Raw genomic sequence first — 18,007 nt, 5'->3', positions numbered from 1 at the left:
GGGCCGCGGTCACGGCCGGCGGCCGTACCGGAGTTCGAACGCCGGCCGCTCCGAGTGGATGCGCGGAAGCTGGGTGAAGTTGCGCAGCGGCGGGGGGCACGTGGTGGCCCACTCCAGCCCGTTGCCGAAACCCCAGGGGTCGTCCACGGTGACCCGGTCGCCGAACCGGTAGGACTTCCACACGTTGTACAGGAACGGCAGGATCGACGCGCCGAGGATGAACGCGCCCACGGTCGAGACCGTGTTGAGCGTGGTGAACCCGTCGGTGGGCAGGTAGTTCGCGTACCGGCGCGGCATGCCCTTGGCACCGAGCCAGTGCTGCACCAGGAAGGTGCCGTGGAAGCCGATGAAGGTGAGCCAGAAATGCACGTGGCCCAGCCGGTCATCGAGCATCCGGCCGGTCATCTTGGGGAACCAGAAGTACACGCCGGCGTAGACCGCGAACACGATGGTGCCGAACAGCACGTAGTGGAAGTGGGCCACCACGAAGTACGTGTCGGTCACGTGCCAGTCCACCGGGGGCGAGGCCAGCAGCACCCCGGACAGGCCGCCGAGCAGGAACGTGGCCAGGAAGCCGAGGGCGAACATCATCGGCGTCTCGAAGGTCAGCTGCCCCTTCCACATGGTGCCTATCCAGTTGAAGAACTTGATGCCGGTGGGGATCGCGATCAGGTAGGAGAGAAACGAGAAGAACGGCAGCAGCACCTGCCCGGTGGAGAACATGTGGTGCGCCCACACCGTCATCGACAGCGAGGCGATGGCGATGGTAGCCGCGACCATGCCCTTGTAGCCGAACAGCGCCTTGCGGCTGAACACCGGGATGACCTCGGTGACGATGCCGAAGAAGGGCAGCGCCACGATGTAGACCTCCGGATGGCCGAAGAACCAGAACAGGTGCTGCCACAGGATCGGCCCGTTGACCTCCGCGTCGTAGATGTGCGCGCCCAGGATCCGGTCGGCGAGCAGGGCCAGCAGCGCGGCGGCCAGGACCGGGAAGGCCATCAGGACCATGATGGAGGTGATCAGGATGTTCCAGGTGAAGATCGGCATCCGGAACATCATCATCCCGGGTGCCCGCAGCGTGATGATCGTGGTGGTGATGTTGACCGCGGCGAGGATGGTGCCCAGGCCCGAGACGACCAGTCCGACGATCCAGAGGTTGGCGCCCGGGCCCGGCGTGTTCGCCACCTGCGACAGCGGCGTGTACCCGGTCCAGCCGAAGCCCGGCGCCCCCTCCGGTACCAGGAACGCGCCGACCACGATGACCCCACCGAACAGGTACAGCCAGTAGGCGAACGCGTTGAGCCGGGGGAAGGCCACGTCCGGCGCGCCGATCTGCAGCGGCACGATGTAGTTGGCGAACGCGAACAGGATCGGCGTGGCGAACAGCAGCAGCATGATCGTGCCGTGCTCGGTGAGCAGCTCGTTGTACTGCTCCAGCGACAGGTACTGCAGCCCCGGCCGGGCCAGTTCGCCGCGCATCAGCATGGCCATCGCACCGCCGACGATGAAGAACCCGAAGGCGGTGGTCAGGTACAGCAGCCCGATCTGCTTGGCGTCGGTGGTGCGCAGCAGGCCACCGAACACGCTGCCCCGCGGGGCGCGGTTGACCGATCGCCGGCGCGTCGGGGCCGAGGGTCGGGGAACCGGGCGCGCCGCTTCCATCGTGGGGGGCTGCGTGTCCATCCCGGCCGGCTACCCCACCGCTGCCCTGGCCAAACGGCGCGCCCGGCAAGGCTCGCCGGATCGGCGTTTTCCGCCCGTACGGGCGGGTACCACGCCGCCACCGACAGGGGGTGAGGAATGCTGGGCTCGCTACTGGGGCTGCGACCCACCCGGTCGCGACGCGCCGTCGAGGCCAGCATCGCGGCGGAGGACCGGTTCCGGGTCGCCACGCCGCTGCGCCGGACCATCAACAAGGTCTTCCCCGACCACTGGTCGTTCATGCTGGGCGAGATCGCCCTGTACTCGTTCGTCATGCTGCTGCTGACCGGAACCCTGCTCGCGTTCTTCTTCGACCCGTCCCTCGCGCAGACCACCTACCACGGCAGCTACGCGCCGCTGCGCGACATCCCGATGACCGCGGCCTACCGGTCCACTCTGGACATCTCCTTCGACGTGCGGGGCGGGCTGCTGCTGCGCCAGATGCACCACTGGGCGGCCAACCTGTTCATGGCCGCGATCATCGTGCACATGTTGCGGATCTTCTTCACCGGCGTGTTCCGCAAGCCCCGCGACCTGAACTGGCTGATCGGGTTGAGCCTGTTCTGGCTCGGCTTCATGGAAGGGTTCTGCGGCTACTCGCTGCCCGACGACGGGCTGTCCGGAACCGGCCTACGCATCGCGGACTCCATCATGCTGAGCATCCCGGTGGCCGGGTCCTGGCTGTCCACCAGCCTGTTCGGCGGGGAGTTCCCGGGAACCCTGATCCTGTCCCGGCTCTACATCGCGCACGTGTTCCTCATCCCGGGCGCCCTGCTCGCCCTGATCAGCGTCCACCTCGGACTGATCGTCATGCAGAAACACACGCAGTGGCACCGGCCCGACCACACCCGGCACAATGTCGTGGGTACCCGCATGGTGCCCAACTTCGCGATCAGCAGCACCGGGCTGGCCGTGTTCGTGTTCGCGGCCATCACCCTGCTGGGCGGCGTGGCGCAGATCAACCCGGTCTGGCTGTGGGGCCCGTACGAGGCCAACGTGGTCACCGCGAACGCCCAACCCGACTGGTACGTCTGGTTTCTGGAGGGCGCCATGCGGTTGTTCCCGGCGTGGGACATCCGCGCGTTCGGTTACACGGTGCCCGCGCCGTTCTGGCCGGCCGTGGTGCTGCCCGGACTGCTGGCCATGCTCTCGTTCGGCTACCCGTGGCTGGAGCGACTGGTCACCGGCGAGCACCAGCCGCACCAGTTGGCGGCCCGGCCCCGGGACGCGCCCGGCCGCACCGCGCTGGGTGCCATGGCGCTGACGTTCTACCTGGTGCTCGCCTGCTGGGCCGCCGACGACACCTTCGCGCTGAAATTCCACATCGACCTCAACGCGCTGGTGTGGGCCGGGCGCTTCGCGATCCTGCTGCTACCGCCGCTGGCGTTCTACACGGCCAACCGGCTGGCCCTGAACCTGCAGCAGCACGACCGCATGGTGCTGCACGAGGGCATCGAGACCGGCCTGATCCGCCGCACCGCCGACGGCCGGTACGTCGAGCTGCGCCAGCCGATCGGCCCGGTGGACGAGCACGGCCACGGCCGGCTGGCGTACGCGGACTGGGTGGTGCCCAAGCGCCCGAACGAGGTGCTGCGCATTCGCAAGAGCGTGCTCGGTTTCTTCGTGCCGCTGGCCGACGGGCACCCCGAGCCGCCGCAGCCGCCCGAGTTCGAGCCGCCGCCCGCGCAGCCGACCAGCGCACAGCCGGCGGGCGCCCAACTGTCCGGCGTCGACGCGCCGGAGGGGCGGTGAACTCGCCGAAGGAAAAACGCCGGCCCAGCGGCGTGGCCGGGCCTCGCACGGGGTATCCGGTCACGGTGAACGTAACCCGGTACGCCCTGCGGGCCGCCGGCGCCGCCTTCGGCGTCGCGGCCGTGATCGCCGCCGTGCGCGGTGCGCGCCGCGGCAACCAGGAGTGGCGCGACGAGGGCCGGCCCGAGCAGCGCGACACCACCGGCGTGCTGGTCGTGGCCCAGCCGCGCGAGGAGGTCTACGACCTGCTCCGGGATCTCCCCCGCCTGGCGGAGGCGCTCGGCCCCACGGTGTCGATCGAGACCCTGTCCGAGAGCGAGTTCGTCTGGGTCCAGACCGGCCCCGGGCACCCGCCCATCGCCACCACCGTCCGGATCACCGGCGACGTGCCCGAGCTGCTGCTGTCCTGGCGGACCGAGGATCCGCCGCTGCCGCACGAGGGCACGCTGCGGTTCAGCGTCACGCCCGACGGCGTGTACACGCAGCTCGACGTGCACCTGCGCTACCGCTGGTCGATGGCGCGGGCCCGCGAGGCGGGTATCCCCGATGACGCGGTGCAGACCATGCTGTACCGGCACCTGACGGTGCTGGGCGAGTCTCCGGCGCTGTCCGGTACCCCCTGACCGAGCGGCGAGGTGGCGGCGGCCGGCCTGGCGTGATGAAATATCGGCCACCGTGACGGACGATGGTCCCCGGTACGCCCACGACCTCCTCCAGCCGAAGGAACCCCGATGCCACCACGCGATGGGGGCGGGCGGCGACCCGCACCCCGTCCGGCCGTCTACGTTCCGCGGCGCGGGGACGCCCCCGCCGATCCGGAGCCGGCCGACCACGACTGGGCCGAGCCGGAGCCGACCGCACCCGACTGGGTCGAGCCGGAGTGGGCGGGCCGCCCGGTCGGTGACCCGGCGGGCGGGCACCGGCGCGGGCTGGCCATCGCCGCGCTCGCCCTGGCGGTGCTGGCCGCCGGTGGCACGACCGCGCTGGCCACCCGGCGGCCGCACGACACGGCCTCCTGGACCCCCGGGCGGTCCCGGCCGATCGCCCACGCCCGGCAGCTGGCCCAGGCCGCACCCAGCCCGCTGCCGAGCCCCAGCCCCAGCCCGACCCCGGCCGCCGTGCCCCCACCCGCCACGTACACGGTGCCCGGCGCCGCCCCCGCCGTGCCGTGGCCCGCCACCGGGCAGGCCACCCTGCGCGTCGTCGGCGTCGGCCGCCTCGGCGCCACCCCCGGCCAGCACCCGGTACCGATCGCCAGCGTCACCAAGGTCATGACCGCGTACGTGGTGCTGCGCGACCACCCGTTGAGCGCCGGCGGCGACGGGCCCACGCTGACCGTCACCGCCGCCGAGGCCGCCGCCTACCCCGACGAGGTCGCCAAGAACGAGTCCCTGGTGCGGGTCGCCGCCGGAGAGGTGCTCACCGAGCGCCAGGCCCTCGACGCGTTGCTGCTGCCCTCCGCGGACAACATCGCGCTGATCCTGGCCCGCTGGGACGCCGGGGACGTCCCCCGCTTCCTGGCCAAGATGAACGCCACCGCGGCCGGCCTCGGCATGACGAGCACCCACTACACCGACCCGTCCGGCTACGAGGCGTCCACCCGCAGCACCGCCGACGACCAGACCCTGCTGGCCGCCCGGGCGATGCGGATCCCGGCATTCGCGCGGATCGTCGCCCAACGCTCCGCCGCCGTACCGCTCGCCGGGACCGTGCGCAACTACAACACCCTGCTCGGCTCCGACGGCGTCGACGGCATCAAGACCGGCTCCACCAGCGCCGCCGGGGGCTGCCTGCTGTTCGCCGCGCACGCGCGGGTCGCCGGGCAGGACCTCACCATCGTCGGTGCCGTCCTGGGCCAGCCCGGCACCACCATGTACGGCCTGCCGCAGGCGCTGGCGGCCAGCCGGGCGCTGATCCAGGCCGCCCAGCGCACGGTCGGCCCGCACCCGCTCATCCCGGCCGGGCAGGCCATCGCCACGGTCGGCGGGGTGCGGCTGGCCGCCGCCGCGACGGTGACCGTGATCGGTTGGCCCGGCCTGACCTGGCGTACCCGCCTGCACGCCGCCGCGCATCCGGTCCCCGGTGCCGGCGCCGGCACGCTCGAGCTGGACGGGGCCGAGTCCCACCAGAGTGTCGCGCTGACCGCGCTGCCGTAGCGGGCGTCGGGGCAGGGCCCGTCAAGGCAGCGCACCGTGAAGGCAACGGCAACGTCAGGGCAGCAGCACTATCTTGCCGTGCGTGTGGCGCCGCTCCAGCTCCTCGTACGCCTCCCGCACGCGATCCAGCGGATAGGTGGCCGCCACCGGTATCTCGACGCGGCCCGAGGAGACCAGCTCGGCCAGTTCGCTCAGCACATCGGCGCTGGCGGCCGCGGAGCTGCCCTCGGTCTTGGTACCCAGCCGCCCGGCCGCCTCGAAGGCGATGATGGTGTCGATCCGCTCGGGCGCCACGCCCAGGTCGATGGCCAGTTCGAGGTAGTCCTTGCCGAACGTGTCGATGAACGCGTCCAGCCCGGAGGGTGCCGCCTCGCGCACGCGCTGCGCCAGGCCCGGGCCGTACTCCACCGGGGTGGCCCCCTTGGCGCGCAGCCAGGCGTGGTTGGCAGGCGAGGCGATGCCGACGACCTCGGCTCCCCTGACCCTCAGCAGCTGCACCACGACCGACCCGACTCCACCGGCCGCGCCCGACACGCCGACGGTGTCGCCCGGCCCGGCGCCGACGGCCCGGACCGCCGCGTACGCCGTGGCCCCGACGACGTACAGCGAGCCGGCGGCCTCCCAGGACAGGTTGGCCGGCTTGTGGATCAGATGGTCCACGGGCACGCTGACGTACTGCGCGTGGCTCGTCCTGGCGTCGGTCCAGCCCAGCACCTCGTCACCCGGCGCGAACGTGCCGGACTCCTCGCCGGTCTGGGTCACCACGCCGGCGAGGTCGCTGCCCTGGCCGGACGGGAAGCTGGCCGGGTACAGGTCGGCGAGGTACCCCTGGCGCATCGCCGACTCGCCCGGGTTGACGCTGGCCGCCCGTACGGCGACGAGTACCTCGCCGCGCGCCGGTGCGGGTACGTCGACGTCGGCGACGTACAGCACCTCGATCCCGCCGTACTGGTCGAATCTGACCGCTCTCGCCATGCGCCGTCACGTCCTCCCGTGCCGCCCCGGGACAGGCTCAGCTAAACACGGATTCCGGCGGCCGTCCCGGGATCGGCGCGCTACCGCCCGCACCGGGGAACCGCGGGCGCCATCACGTCCGGGGCGCCATGTGCCGGGCGCGGCGCGAACCCCTGGCCCGGCGGGGCCGGCGCTGCGTCGTTGTCGCGGCCAGTCGCGGGACGCGACGATCGGGCGTCGGTGTTGATCGGCATTGATACGGTCGGCGATCACCGTGGGCATGCGCACGGCGACGGATGCCGGGCGGCCGGCTGGCCAGGGGGCGTGCTGGGTGCGGGATCAGCTTGACGGGGCGGGACATCTCGACGACGGGGCGGGATATCACGTCCGGCGCGTGCAGCCGGCCCTGGTCGCGCTCGCGATCTTCATGACGCTCACCTGAGCTGTGCGGCGGGGCTCTATGTGGCGCACCGGACCTCATGAAATCGGATGGACACCTGTCTCGGTCGACGGCCAGGATGGCGGCCATGTTGCGTCCCAGCGATCGTCTCGAACACGACGGCGTGCGGCTGCGCCGGTGGCACACCGAGGACGGCGACGAGCTGCTCCGGGTGGTCAGCGAATCCGTTGACCACCTCACCCCGTGGATGGCCTGGGCGGAGGGGTACGACCGGACCCGGACCACCGAGTTCCTCGCCCGGTGCGACACCGACTGGCAGGACGGCACGGCGTACAACTACGCCATTCTCGACTCCGGCGGCGCGATCGCCGGCAGTTGCGGCCTGATGAGCCGCGTCGGCCCGGGCGGGCTGGAGGTCGGGTACTGGCTGCACCCGGGGCACACCGGGCGGGGCATGGTCACCCGCGCCGCGGCGGCGCTGACCGCCGAGGCGTTCCGGATCGGCGCCGATCGGGTCGAGATCGTGACCGACGCCGCCAACCAGCGCAGCGCCGCGGTCGCGCGCCGGCTCGGCTTCGTCGAGGTGGCGCGCAACCCCGCCGAGCCGCCGACGAGCCCGGCCCGGCAGGGCGTGAACATCGTGTGGCGGCGCACCACCCCGCCGGCGTGAACGGCGGCGGGCGCGACTGGACCGGGGACCGGCTGGGCGGCGGCCCCGAGGACGTCCGGCACCACGCGGCGGTGGCCGACGCCACTCTCGACGCCTGCCCGGATCGGCCAGCCTGACCCCGCCGTGCGGCGGAAACGCCTACGGAGGCCGAAACGCCTACGGAGCCGGCGGATCCGCCTACGGTGTGGGTATGCCGGAGGCGGCGCGGTCGGTGCGGTGCGGCCCGGAGACGGGGTCGCTGCTGCTGCGTACCCGCCGCGAGGGGTTCGCCGCCCGCGCCGGGCACGACCTGACCATCGAGGCCACCCGGTGGTCGGCGCGCATCGACCTGCCCGCCGGTGACCTCGCCGCCGCGCACGTCACCGCCTCGATCGACCTCGACTCGCTCACGGTGCGGGAGGCCACCGGCGGGGCCAGGCCGCTGACGCCGGCGGACCGCCAGGACATCGAGGACACCGCACGGCGGCTGCTCGGTGGCGGGCAGGCCGGGTTCGAATCCGTCACGGTGCGGCCGTCCGAGCCCGGCGACCCGGCCGGTGACGGCGGCACGATCGACGGCGAGCTGACCCTGCGCGGCGTCGCCCGGCCGCTGCGCCTGGACGTCAGCGCCACCGGCGACGACCGGTACCGGGCGGTGGCCTCCGTCATCCAGTCGGCGTACGGCATCAAGCCGTACTCGGCCTTCCTCGGCGCGCTCAAGCTGCGCGACGAGGTGTCGGTGGAGGTCGAGGTCGACCTGCGCCGCGCCGGTGCGGGCGACTCCCCCACGCCCGGCGATCGGCCGCCGACCGGCTGACCGCGATCGCCAGCGGGGGCCACCCTGTCGCCTATCGAGGCAGTGCTAGCGTGAATTTTCCGCGAAACATTCGCGGCGCGTTTCGGTGATGCGGTAGGGACGGCGTGTCTGTACTGAGTGGGGTCGACCTGCACGCCGGCTACCGTGGGCGGACCGTGCTGCACGGCGTCGACCTCGACTTCGGTCCCGGCCTGCACCTGCTGCTCGGTCCCAACGGCGCGGGGAAGACCACGCTGTTCCGGGTGCTGGCCGGGGTCCTGCCACCCAGCCGCGGCCGGGTGCTCATCCAGGGCCGGGACCCACACGCCCGGCCAGAGGCCAAGCGGCTGGTCGGCGTCGCCGCCCACCGCCCCGCGCTGGCCCCGCGGCTGTCCGCGGCCGACAACCTGCGGTACTGGACCCGCGTCCTGGCCCTGCCCGCCGCCGACCGCGACCGCCGCGTGCGCGAGGTCATCGACCTGCTCGACCTGGGATCGATCGCCGACCAGCGCGCCGACACCCTCAGCCGCGGGCAGACCCAGCGCGTCGGGCTCGCCAAGGCGCTGCTCGCCGAGCCACCGGTGCTGCTACTGGACGAGCCCACCGCCGCGGTCGATCCGGCGGTCGCCGCCCGGCTCCGCGACCAGCTGCGCGGCCTGGCCGCCGCCGGGCACACGATCCTGGTGTCCACCCACGAACTCGCCGAGGCGAGCGATCTCGCCGACGACGTCACCGTCCTGCACCGGGGCCGGGTCGCCGCCCGGGGCGCCCCGTCCACCCTGCGGGAGCAGTTGGTGGGCCACGGGTACCGGCTGCGGCTGCGCGGCACGGGTGACCTGGCCGGAGCCCTGCGCCGGCTGGGCTACCCCGCCGAGCCGGCCACCCACGACCGGCTGCTGGTCGACGTACCCGACGAGGACACCGTCGAGACTCTCGTCGCCGATCTGGTCAGGGCCGGTGTCGGCATCCGCGAGGTCACCCCGGCCGGCAACGCGCTCGAGGACGTCTACCTGCACCTCCAGGAAGGGGCGAGCGCCGATGCCGGCTGAGCCGGAGCCGGGCCGGACGGGTGCGCTGCTCGGCGCGCTGCTGTGGCGACTTCGTCGGGAGCGGCTGCGCTACCTGGCCTTGGCCCTGATCCCCTTCGCGGCGACCACCGCGCTGACCATCGTGCTGCCCACGGTGACCGGCGGGGCCGGCGTGAACGGCGTCGACCGCATCGGCGGCTTCGGGCTGCGGTACGGCACCCACGCCGGCACGCTGGCCGTCAGCATCGTGCTGATGATCGCTCCCGGGCTCGTCGCGTTGTTCTCCGCCATCGGAGTGGCCTCGATCATCCGCAATCTGGTCGGCGGCGAGGCCAGCCGCGGCGGGCTCGAGGAGTTGCTGGCCACACCGCACTCCCCGGCCGCCATCGCCACGGCACTGCTGAGCGTGGCGGCCGGGCTGGCCACCACGCTGTGGGCGGCCATGACCGCCCTGGGTGCTCTGGCCGTGGCGCTCACCGTGCTGGCCAGCCGGGACAGCGCCACGGTGTCCGGGGCGTACCTGGCCGTGGCGCTGATCCTGCCGCTGCTGGCCGCCTGGGCCGGGGCCGGGCTGTCCCTCATGGTCAACTTGCTGTTCCCCCGCCTCGCCCAGCTGGGCAAGACCTCCGCGTTGGTCAACGGCGGAGGCCTGGGCAACGGACTGGCCCTCCTGCCCGCCCTCGGCGTGTTCCTCACCATGTCCACCGGCGCCGGGCTCGGGCCGACCACGTTCCTGCTCACCGCCGGGCTGGCCACCGCCGCCATCGCCGCCGGGAGCGTCGCGGCCGTCGCCCGTGGGTTCCGGCCCGAGGCCGTGCTGGAGTCCTGAACCCATCCCCCAAGAGGAGAGAGCGTCATGGCATTCGAACGCATCCTGCGCTGCGCGGACGGGCACCTGTTCGTCGAGGGCATCGGTGCCAGGATGTTCCTGTCCCTGCACCTGGGCTCGGCCCGGCTGCTGCGCTGCCCGGTGGACAGGCGGTGGCGGATGGCCCGCTTCGTCAGCCCCAACGACCTGTCGGAGCAGGAGATCGAGCAGGCCCGGGCCAACGGTTAGCGGGGCGGCCGGCCGGGAGGCCGCCAGCGAGATCGCCGGTGCCACCGAATCGCCCGGTGCCGCCCGCCGCGCGGCGCCGCTACCCGGCGGGGCGCAGCGTCTTACGGAAGACGACCTCGTGCCGGGCGTAGCCCATCCGCCGCTCGTAGAACGGCACGGAGGTCGGGTTGTCGAGGTTGGTCTCCAGAGTGATCACCTCGGCGCCCCGATCGAGCGCCCACCGCTCGGCCTCGGCCATCAGCGCGGTACCCACCCCCGACCGCCGGTGCGGCTCGGCGACGGTCAGCGCGTCGATGTGCACCCGGCGCCGGCCGAAGTCGCGCTGCACCTGCCGGGACGCCAGCGGCAACGGCTCAGACACCCGGGCGGTCAGCGCCCCGGCGATCTCACCGTCCACCTCGGCGATCAGCGCCAGCACGGTCGGGTCCTCGGCCCACCTCCGGTAGATCTCGGCCATCCACTCCACCAGCCCCTCGGGGTCCGGCTCCTGGGCGGCCTCCGGATCCAGGCTGGCGAAGAACCGGCCGCTGTCACGCCACAGTCGAGCCCGGCCGGCGGCATCCGCCGCGGTCGCCGGGCGCACCACGATCGACATGGCGGCCAGTATCGCCCACCCACGAACGGCGGGCGTGCCCGCCCGCGCCACACCCCGGCTCCGGCTGCGCTCCCCCGGGGGACAAGACGCGCGGCGGGCGGCGGTGACCGGTTTTTCGCCGGCCCGAGTGCGGATCTGCGTACCGTGAGGTGTGTCCGGCCACGACCGCCCCGCGGCGCCGCCGCCGGGGCGGGGCGGCGCCCCGATGACGCCCGGCGGCACGGCGACGGTGCTGGTGCGCCGTCGTGGCGGGCCGCAGCGGGCAACCCTGCTGGAGCTGTTCTTCGACGTGGTCTTCGTCGCGTTCCTCGCGCTGACCTCGATGGATTTCTCGCACGACCTCCGCTGGGCCGGTGCCGTCAAGGCGATCGTGCCGCTGTTCGCCCTCTGGTGGCTCTGGTCGATCACCACGCTGCTCACGGACTTCTTCGATCCGCAGCGTCTCCCGGTCCAGGTCGTGCTCACCGGGATCATGCTGGGCACCGTCCTGGCGACGGTCGCGGCGCCGGGGGCGTTCGGCAAGCACGGGCTGTTCTTCGCCGCCGCGTACGTGGCGGTGAACATCGGGCGGGGCGTGGTGCTCACTGCCACGTCGCGCGACCGCGAGCCCCGCGACCGGGTCGTGCGCTTCCTGTTCTGGTTCGGCGTGTCGGCCACGCCCTGGCTGCTCGGCGGGCTCCTGCACGGTGACCGGCGCGTGGTGCTGTGGGGCGTCGCGCTGGCCATCGACTACTGGTCGGGCTGGGCGCGCTACCCGACGCCCCGGATCGGCCGGATACCCCGGGAGCACTACGACAACGCCAGCGAGCACCTCGGCGAGCGGTACCAGCAGATCATGATCCTGGCGGTCGGCGACATGATCCTCGTCGCCACGCTGCGCTACAGCCACAGCGCGCCGACCTGGGGGCGCACCGCCGGTTTCCTGCTCGTGTTCGCCTCCGCCGTGCTGCTCTGGCAGATCTACGTGTTCCGGGCCGGCGCGGTGCTGGAGTCCGAGATCACCCGCCATCCCAGCCGGTCGGTGCGGTGGACCCCGCTGACCCATCTGATCATGGTGACCGGGGTGGTCACCATGTCGGCCGGCCTGGAGGTGGTGATCCTCGACCCGGGCGGTACGCCGCCCAGCGGCTGGTACGGCGCCATCTTCGGCGGCCCGGCCCTGTTCATGGCCGGGCGGATCCTCTTCGAGCTCGAGGTGTTCAACCGGTTCGCCACGGCCCGGGCGGTGGGGCTCGGCGTGCTGATCGCGGCCAGCCCGCTGGCGATACCGCTGCCGCCGCTGGGCGTGGCGGTGGTCGTCGCCGCGATCCTGCTGGGCATCACGGTGTCCGACCGGGTCCGCGCGCGCAAATGGTTCACCGAGCCCGTCTCCCGGCCGGGGCCCGAGCCCGGGGCGGGAGACGACGACGGCGACGTGCCCGGGCGATAGCGCGGCGGTGCGCTGCGGCGCGGCGGCGCGGCGCAGCGGGGCGGCCCGGCGCAGCGGGGCGGCCCGGCCCGACGCGCGGGCCACGCCGGTCGGGGCGATCGGGCCGGGCCGAGCGGCCGCGCCGGCCTACAGCTGCGGGAACTGCTGACCGGGCCGCTCGTCGACCTCGAACAGCTGCGACGCGCGACCGACCAGCAGCGGATCGGGCGTGCCGACCAGCTCGACGTCCTTGCTGTCGTAGTCGAACTGGTTCAACACGTGGCGCATGGCCGAAAGCCGGCCGCGCTTCTTGTCGTTGCTCTTGATGACCGTCCAGGGCGCGTCGGCGGTGTCCGTGTAGAAGAACATCGCCTCCTTCGCCTCGGTGTAATCCCCCCACCGGTCCAGCGACGCCAGGTCCGTGGGCGAGAGCTTCCACTGCCGGACCGGGTCGATCTGGCGGATCACGAACCGGGTCTGCTGCTCGCGCCGGGACACCGAGAACCAGAACTTCACCAGGTGGATCCCGGAGCGCACCAGCATCCGCTCCAGCTCGGGCGCCTGGCGCATGAACTCCAAGTACTCGGTGCGGGTGCAGTAGCCCATCACCCGCTCGACGCCGGCCCGGTTGTACCACGACCGGTCGAACAGCACGATCTCCCCGGCGGCCGGCAGGTGCGCCATGTAGCGCTGGAAGTACCACTGCGTGGACTCCCGCTCGCTCGGCTTCTCCAGCGCCACCACCCGGGCGCCGCGCGGGTTGAGGTGCTCCATGAACCGCTTGATGGTGCCGCCCTTGCCGGCCGCGTCGCGCCCCTCGAACAGCACCAGCAGCCGCTCCCCCGAGGCCTTCATCCAGTTCTGCAGCTTGAGCAGCTCGATCTGGAGCAGCCGCTTCTCCCGCTCATATTCCGGCCGGCCGATCCGCTCCTGGTACGGGTAGCCCTCCCGCCAGGTGTCCACCGGGTTGCCGTCGTGGTCGACGAGGATCGGGTCGTCATCGTCGTCGTCCCGGACCTCGTACTCGGACAGCCGCTCCAGCAGCAGCTCCGCGCCGGGGTGCCGGGGCGCCGGAACCCGCGCCGCGCCCACCGTCGGGAGCGCGCCGTTGGCCCGAGGGACGCCGTCGGCGTCGGGTGGTACGGGGTGAGCCATGACCACCAGGCTAGCCGCCCCGCCGTACCGTGACGAGAGTCGCGAATCAGGCACCTGATGGTCATCCGGTCATTACCGGCCGGCCCGCCGCGCGTCACCTCGGCGCCGGCCGGACCGCCCGTTGGCCGAGGTCAGGACGGGCGGGCCAGGGCACCGTGGGGCGCCAGCGGCAGATCGTGCGGCCGGACCCCGGTCGCGTCCCTGATCGCGTTCGCGAGGGCCGGCGCGATTCCGATGATCGGGGCCTCGCCGCCGCCGGCCGAGGGCTGATCCGGCCGGTCGACCAGGACCACCTCGATCGGCGGTACGTCGGGCAGCCGTGGCACCCGGTAGTCGTGCAGCGAGGCGTTGAGGATCACGCCGTCGGCGAAGCGCACCGCCTCGTACAGGGCGCCGCCCAGCCCCATCACGGTGGCGCCCTCGATCTGGTTGGTGAGGTTGTCCGGGTGCACGATCGCGCCGCACTCGAACGCCACCACTATCCGCAGCACCCTTAGGCGGCCGTCCTCGTCCACCCGGACCCGGGCGCAGGTCGCGAGCCGGCCGCCCTTCTCCACGCCGCACGCGATGCCCAGCCCGGTACCGGCCGGCCGGGCCTGGTCCCAGCCGGCCCGGGTGGCCGCGGTCTCCAGCACGGTGCGCAGCCGCTCGTCGTCCAGGTGACGCAGGCGCATCTCCAGCGGGTCGACGCCGGCCCGGCGGGCCAGTTCGTCCAGGTGCGATTCGCGGGCGAAGGTGTTGGCGGTGGCGGCCAGGGCCCGGTACGAGCCCTGGGGCAGCGGGGAGGCGGCCGGCTGGTACCGGATCCGCTGGGCGGGCACCCGGTACGGGGTGGCGATGCCGGCGGCACCGGAGTTCAGGTTGGTGAACTCCCAGGCGGTCAGCGTACCGTCGGCGTCCACCCCGCCCGCCACGTCGATCACGGCGGCCGGCCGGAAGTACGCCCAGGTGAACTCCTCGGCCCGGGTCCACTGCACCTTGACCGGCGCACCGGCCGCCCGGGCCAGCCGCGCGGCCTCGATGGCCACCTCGGGCGAGTGCTTGCCGCCGAAGCCGCCACCGAAGTCCGGCACCACCACACGCACCTGCGCCGGCTCCAGCCCGAACGCCGACGCCAGCGCGTCCCGCGCGCCGAACGGCCGCTGGGTGCCCAGCCACACGGTCAGCCGGCCGTCCGACCACTCGGCCAGGGCGGCGCGCGGCTCCATGGGTACGTGCGCGATGTAGGGCACCGTGTACGTGGCCCGCAGCGCCAGCGCCGAGCCGGCCAGGGCGGCGTCCACGTCACCGGCCTCGTGCCGGAAGCCGGCACCCCACCCGGTGCCGCTCGCGAGCGGGTGGGCCCGCAGGTGGGCGGCCAGCCCCGCGGGCGTGGGGTCGGCCGGCTCCGACGGCGCCCGCGTCCACTCGGCGCGCACGCTCGCCAGCGCCTCGGCGGCCGCCTCCGGGCTGGCCGCGGCGACCCCGACGAACCCGTCCTCACGCACGGCGATCACACCGTCCCGGGCCTGGGCCGCGGACAGGTCGACGGCGCCGAGGCCGGCCCCGTACGCCGGTGGCCGCAGCACCCGGCCGTGCAGCATGCCCGGCCGGGTCAGGTCCGACGGGAAGCGCTTGGCTCCGGTCACCACGTCGATCCCGGCGGCGTTGCGGGCCGGCCGCCCGGCGGTCCGCCAGCGCGGGGCCGGGATCACCGGCTGCTGGGCCGGCACCATCTCCACCCGGCGCACCCCGGCCAGCAGCGGCCCCCAGCCGGCGTCGCCCGGTCCGACCCCACCCGGGCCGACCTCACCCGTCCGTATCTCACGCGGCTCGTCGTCACCCGGCTCGGGGTCGCCGGCCGGCGCGCCGATCTCCTTCAACAGCGCCTGCCGGGCCGTGGCGGCGGCGGACCGCAGGCACTGCGCCGCCTCCGGCATCGACCTGCTGCCGAAGGTACCCAGGTCGAACGGGGACACGTCGGTGTCACCCAGCACCACCCGCACCCGGTCCGGCCGCACCCCCAACTCCTCCGCCACCAGCAGGGCCATCGCGCCCCGGGTGCCCTGACCGCCCTCCACCTTGCCGGAGAAGGCGGTGACCGTCCCGCTCGCGCCGACGTGTACCCACGCGCTGCGGTTCGGGCGCCAGCGCGCGTCGGGCGAATCCGGGTCGTCGGCGGCGGGCAGCGGCAGCACCGCGACGAGGCCGTCACCGAGCACGGCGAAGAAGTCGCGCTCGTCCGGCTCGGCCAGGTCCCAGGGCCGCCGGGGCGGTAGGTCCGCCCCGAGGTCGGCCGGGTCGGCCGCCATCCCGCCGGCGCCGGCCGGCGGCCGGACGTCGTACTCGTCGCCGTCCCCGCCCTCGTCGCCGGCCGCGCGCAGCAGGGCGGCGGCCCGGCGCACCGCCTCCCGGATGCGCGGGTACGTGCCGCACCGGCAGACGTTGCCGGCCAGCTCGGCCTCGATCTGCGCGTCGTCCGGCTCGTCGGTCCGGGCCAACAGCGCGGCGATGGCCATCAGCCAGCCCGGGGTGCAGAACCCGCACTGGAAGGCGTTCAGTTCGAGGAAGGCCTGCTGCACCGGGTGCGGCACACCGCCTTCGGCCAGCCCCTCCACCGTGGTGACCGGGCGGTCCCGCGCGTCGGCGAGCGTGGTCACGCAGGAGCGCACCGCCCGCCGGCCGACCAGCACGGTGCAGGCGCCGCAGGCACCCTCGCCGCAGCCGGTCTTCGTCCCGGTCAGCCCCAACTCGTCGCGCAGCAGGCGCAACAGGCTGTGCTCCGGCGGCAGCGACGTCTGGTGCGAAGCCCCGTTGACCACGAAACGACTCGACATGCCTCCACCCTTCTCGCCGCCGCCGCGATCGGCAAGCCACGTACCGGCACGCGGAACCGCCCGGGGCCGACACGACGGGCCTTCCCGTCGTTCGTCCGAAGTGGACCATCCGTTGGTCACGGCGGGCGAGGGAACGAAACGTGAGCGCCATACACTCACCGGCGTGAGTGTCCCCGCCGTCCGGGCCGGCCGCCCCGACCCGGACCCGGACCCGGACCCGGTCGAGCAGGTCGACCCGGCCGACCCGGACCCGGTCGAGCACGCCGAGAGCGTGCCGGACGGAGCCGCGGACGCCGCCCGGTGCGCCGATCCGGCCTCACCGCGAGCCGCCGGGGCCGCGCCGCCGGACCGGCCGTGGCGGCGGGCACTGTTCGCGGGAGGCTGGGTCTGGCTCGGCACCCGGGTCGCGCTGGCCGCGATGTCCGCGTTCGCCTGGATCGGCCAGCGGCAGCCGGGCATCTCCGGCTCCGAGATCGCGCACCGCTGGGCGACCCAGTTCGACAGCGCGCACTTCCTCGCGATCGCGGCGAAGGGCTACGTGGACAGCAACACCGAGGCCAGCGCGGCGTTCTTCCCTGCGTACCCGCTCCTGATCCGGGTGCTCACGCCGGTCGCGCTGGGCCGGGACTGGTTGGCCGCCCTGGTGATCAGCAACGTCGCGCTGCTCGCCGCGCTCGTGCTGCTCTACCGCCTCGCCGAGCACGAGTTCGACCGGTCGACGGCCAACCGGACCATCTTCTACCTGGTGGCGTTCCCGACCGCGCTGTTCCTCACCGCGGCGTACAACGAGGGGCTTTCCATCGCGCTGGCGGTCGGCGCGGTGTACGCGACGCGGCTCCGCCGCTGGTGGACCGCCGGCGTACTGGGCGCGCTCGCGACCACCACCCGCTCCGCCGGCCTCCTGCTGGTGCTGCCGTTCTGCTACGAGTACCTGCGCACCTACCGCTGGCGCCCGCGCCCCGGCGCCCTGGCCGTCGCGCTCATCCCGCTCGGCCTCGCCCCGATCATGATCGCCACGGCGTCCACCATGCACGATCCGCTGGCGTTCGAGCACGCGCAGTCGCTCAACTGGGGAAGGCACCTCGACTGGCCCTGGGTCCCGGTCTACGACGGCATCCGCGAGGTGATCGTCACCCGGCCGGGCACCCGGTTTGGTGACGTCTGGGCACACGACCTGCTGGAGCTCGGCGTCGTCCTGCTGCTGGCGGCGCTCATCCTGCTCGGCCTGGTCGGCCCGCTACGGGTTCGCCGGGATCAGCTGGTCTTCCCGCTGTACGGCCTCGCGCTGCTGGTGTTCACCATCACCTTCCCCATCCTGCACAACCCCAGGATCCCGTTCCCGCTCTACTCCGCCTCCCGGATCGGCATCGAGGTCTTCCCGGCCTTCCTGATCCTCGGGCGGCTCGGCCGGCACCCGTTCGTCGATCGCGCGGTGCTCGCCGGGTTCCTCGGGGTGCAGGGCATCCTGGTCATGCAGTACCTCGGCGGGGGGTGGGTGGCCTGACCCCGCCGGGCGCCCGACGGGCGGGGTGGGGCG

General features: G+C 73.5%; 15 protein-coding genes. 10 read left to right on the top strand and 5 right to left on the bottom strand.

The features are described from left to right. Positions 1 to 9: 9 nt before the first annotated feature. A complete protein-coding gene (ctaD, locus tag ABEA87_RS37110) occupies positions 10 to 1,686 on the bottom strand; it encodes an aa3-type cytochrome oxidase subunit I (RefSeq protein WP_345637888.1) in 1,677 nt (558 codons plus the stop codon). Positions 1,687 to 1,803: 117 nt separating this feature from the next. On the opposite strand from ctaD, the gene qcrB reads away from it, so the two are divergent. From qcrB to ABEA87_RS37095, 3 genes are all read left to right on the top strand, one after another. Then, entirely contained in the window at positions 1,804 to 3,456 is a 1,653-nt protein-coding gene (gene qcrB, locus ABEA87_RS37105) for a cytochrome bc1 complex cytochrome b subunit (protein WP_345637886.1), read from the top strand. Between the two features lie 65 nt (positions 3,457 to 3,521). Beyond that, a complete protein-coding gene (locus ABEA87_RS37100; RefSeq protein ID WP_345637885.1) occupies positions 3,522 to 4,079 on the top strand; it encodes a hypothetical protein in 558 nt (185 codons plus the stop codon). A gap of 108 nt (positions 4,080 to 4,187) precedes the next feature. Continuing rightward, on the top strand, positions 4,188 to 5,612 hold the full coding sequence (locus tag ABEA87_RS37095) for a D-alanyl-D-alanine carboxypeptidase family protein (RefSeq protein WP_345637883.1): 1,425 nt from the start codon (positions 4,188 to 4,190) through the stop codon (positions 5,610 to 5,612). Between the two features lie 54 nt (positions 5,613 to 5,666). Here ABEA87_RS37095 and ABEA87_RS37090 read toward each other — a convergent pair whose 3' ends face one another. Beyond that, a complete protein-coding gene (locus ABEA87_RS37090; RefSeq protein WP_345637881.1) occupies positions 5,667 to 6,587 on the bottom strand; it encodes an NADP-dependent oxidoreductase in 921 nt (306 codons plus the stop codon). Positions 6,588 to 7,093: 506 nt separating this feature from the next. On the opposite strand from ABEA87_RS37090, the gene ABEA87_RS37085 reads away from it, so the two are divergent. The 5 genes from ABEA87_RS37085 to ABEA87_RS37065 all read left to right on the top strand — a co-directional run bounded on the left by ABEA87_RS37085 (position 7,094) and on the right by ABEA87_RS37065 (position 10,496). Next, complete coding sequence (locus ABEA87_RS37085; protein WP_345637879.1) at positions 7,094 to 7,636, top strand: GNAT family N-acetyltransferase; 543 nt, start codon at positions 7,094 to 7,096, stop codon at positions 7,634 to 7,636. Between the two features lie 190 nt (positions 7,637 to 7,826). After that, positions 7,827 to 8,432 carry a YceI family protein gene (locus ABEA87_RS37080; RefSeq protein ID WP_345637877.1) on the top strand — a complete coding sequence of 202 codons (606 nt, stop codon included), beginning with the start codon at positions 7,827 to 7,829 and terminating at the stop codon, positions 8,430 to 8,432. A gap of 104 nt (positions 8,433 to 8,536) precedes the next feature. After that, positions 8,537 to 9,460, top strand: coding sequence for a heme ABC exporter ATP-binding protein CcmA (ccmA, locus tag ABEA87_RS37075; protein WP_345637873.1), 924 nt, complete (start codon positions 8,537 to 8,539; stop codon positions 9,458 to 9,460). Further along, entirely contained in the window at positions 9,450 to 10,268 is an 819-nt protein-coding gene (locus ABEA87_RS37070) for a hypothetical protein (protein WP_345637871.1), read from the top strand. The genes ccmA and ABEA87_RS37070 overlap by 11 nt, the downstream gene beginning before the upstream one ends. A 27-nt stretch (positions 10,269 to 10,295) precedes the next feature. Continuing rightward, entirely contained in the window at positions 10,296 to 10,496 is a 201-nt protein-coding gene (locus tag ABEA87_RS37065) for a hypothetical protein (protein ID WP_345637869.1), read from the top strand. Between the two features lie 79 nt (positions 10,497 to 10,575). On the opposite strand, the gene ABEA87_RS37060 is transcribed toward ABEA87_RS37065, so the two are convergent. After that, positions 10,576 to 11,091 carry a GNAT family N-acetyltransferase gene (locus ABEA87_RS37060; RefSeq protein ID WP_345637867.1) on the bottom strand — a complete coding sequence of 172 codons (516 nt, stop codon included), beginning with the start codon at positions 11,089 to 11,091 and terminating at the stop codon, positions 10,576 to 10,578. A gap of 151 nt (positions 11,092 to 11,242) precedes the next feature. Here ABEA87_RS37060 and ABEA87_RS37055 point away from each other — a divergent pair, with 151 nt between their 5' ends. Further along, positions 11,243 to 12,520 carry a low temperature requirement protein A gene (locus tag ABEA87_RS37055; protein WP_345637865.1) on the top strand — a complete coding sequence of 426 codons (1,278 nt, stop codon included), beginning with the start codon at positions 11,243 to 11,245 and terminating at the stop codon, positions 12,518 to 12,520. A gap of 126 nt (positions 12,521 to 12,646) precedes the next feature. On the opposite strand, the gene ppk2 is transcribed toward ABEA87_RS37055, so the two are convergent. Both ppk2 and ABEA87_RS37045 read right to left on the bottom strand, forming a co-directional pair. Beyond that, the gene (gene ppk2, locus ABEA87_RS37050; protein ID WP_345637863.1) at positions 12,647 to 13,654 is read right to left on the bottom strand and encodes a polyphosphate kinase 2; all 1,008 of its coding nucleotides are present in this window, start codon (positions 13,652 to 13,654) and stop codon (positions 12,647 to 12,649) included. Positions 13,655 to 13,785: 131 nt separating this feature from the next. Further along, positions 13,786 to 16,470, bottom strand: a complete 2,685-nt coding sequence (locus tag ABEA87_RS37045; RefSeq protein WP_345637861.1) for a molybdopterin cofactor-binding domain-containing protein — start codon at positions 16,468 to 16,470, stop codon at positions 13,786 to 13,788. Positions 16,471 to 16,633: 163 nt separating this feature from the next. On the opposite strand from ABEA87_RS37045, the gene ABEA87_RS37040 reads away from it, so the two are divergent. Then, complete coding sequence (locus tag ABEA87_RS37040; RefSeq protein WP_345637858.1) at positions 16,634 to 17,974, top strand: mannosyltransferase family protein; 1,341 nt, start codon at positions 16,634 to 16,636, stop codon at positions 17,972 to 17,974. The last annotated feature ends 33 nt before the right edge of the window (positions 17,975 to 18,007 follow it).

Origin of the sequence: Rugosimonospora acidiphila, from assembly GCF_039543385.1 — a bacterium.
Classification (GTDB): domain Bacteria; phylum Actinomycetota; class Actinomycetes; order Mycobacteriales; family Micromonosporaceae; genus Rugosimonospora; species Rugosimonospora acidiphila.
The sequence above is the reverse complement of the archived record's forward strand: the minus strand, read 5'-3'. Positions and strand labels throughout refer to the sequence as shown.

Excerpts from the sequence above, each read along its gene's own strand:
- ctaD (WP_345637888.1), bottom strand. The coding sequence starts at position 1,686 with ATGGACACGCAGCCCCCCACGATGGAAGCGGCGCGCCCGGTTCCCCGA.
- qcrB (WP_345637886.1), top strand. The coding sequence starts at position 1,804 with ATGCTGGGCTCGCTACTGGGGCTGCGACCCACCCGGTCGCGACGCGCC.
- ABEA87_RS37095 (WP_345637883.1), top strand. The coding sequence starts at position 4,188 with ATGCCACCACGCGATGGGGGCGGGCGGCGACCCGCACCCCGTCCGGCC.
- ABEA87_RS37090 (WP_345637881.1), bottom strand. The coding sequence starts at position 6,587 with ATGGCGAGAGCGGTCAGATTCGACCAGTACGGCGGGATCGAGGTGCTG.
- ABEA87_RS37085 (WP_345637879.1), top strand. The coding sequence starts at position 7,094 with ATGTTGCGTCCCAGCGATCGTCTCGAACACGACGGCGTGCGGCTGCGC.
- ABEA87_RS37080 (WP_345637877.1), top strand. The coding sequence starts at position 7,827 with ATGCCGGAGGCGGCGCGGTCGGTGCGGTGCGGCCCGGAGACGGGGTCG.
- ABEA87_RS37070 (WP_345637871.1), top strand. The coding sequence starts at position 9,450 with ATGCCGGCTGAGCCGGAGCCGGGCCGGACGGGTGCGCTGCTCGGCGCG.
- ABEA87_RS37065 (WP_345637869.1), top strand. The coding sequence starts at position 10,296 with ATGGCATTCGAACGCATCCTGCGCTGCGCGGACGGGCACCTGTTCGTC.
- ABEA87_RS37060 (WP_345637867.1), bottom strand. The coding sequence starts at position 11,091 with ATGTCGATCGTGGTGCGCCCGGCGACCGCGGCGGATGCCGCCGGCCGG.
- ppk2 (WP_345637863.1), bottom strand. The coding sequence starts at position 13,654 with ATGGCTCACCCCGTACCACCCGACGCCGACGGCGTCCCTCGGGCCAAC.
- ABEA87_RS37045 (WP_345637861.1), bottom strand. The coding sequence starts at position 16,470 with ATGTCGAGTCGTTTCGTGGTCAACGGGGCTTCGCACCAGACGTCGCTG.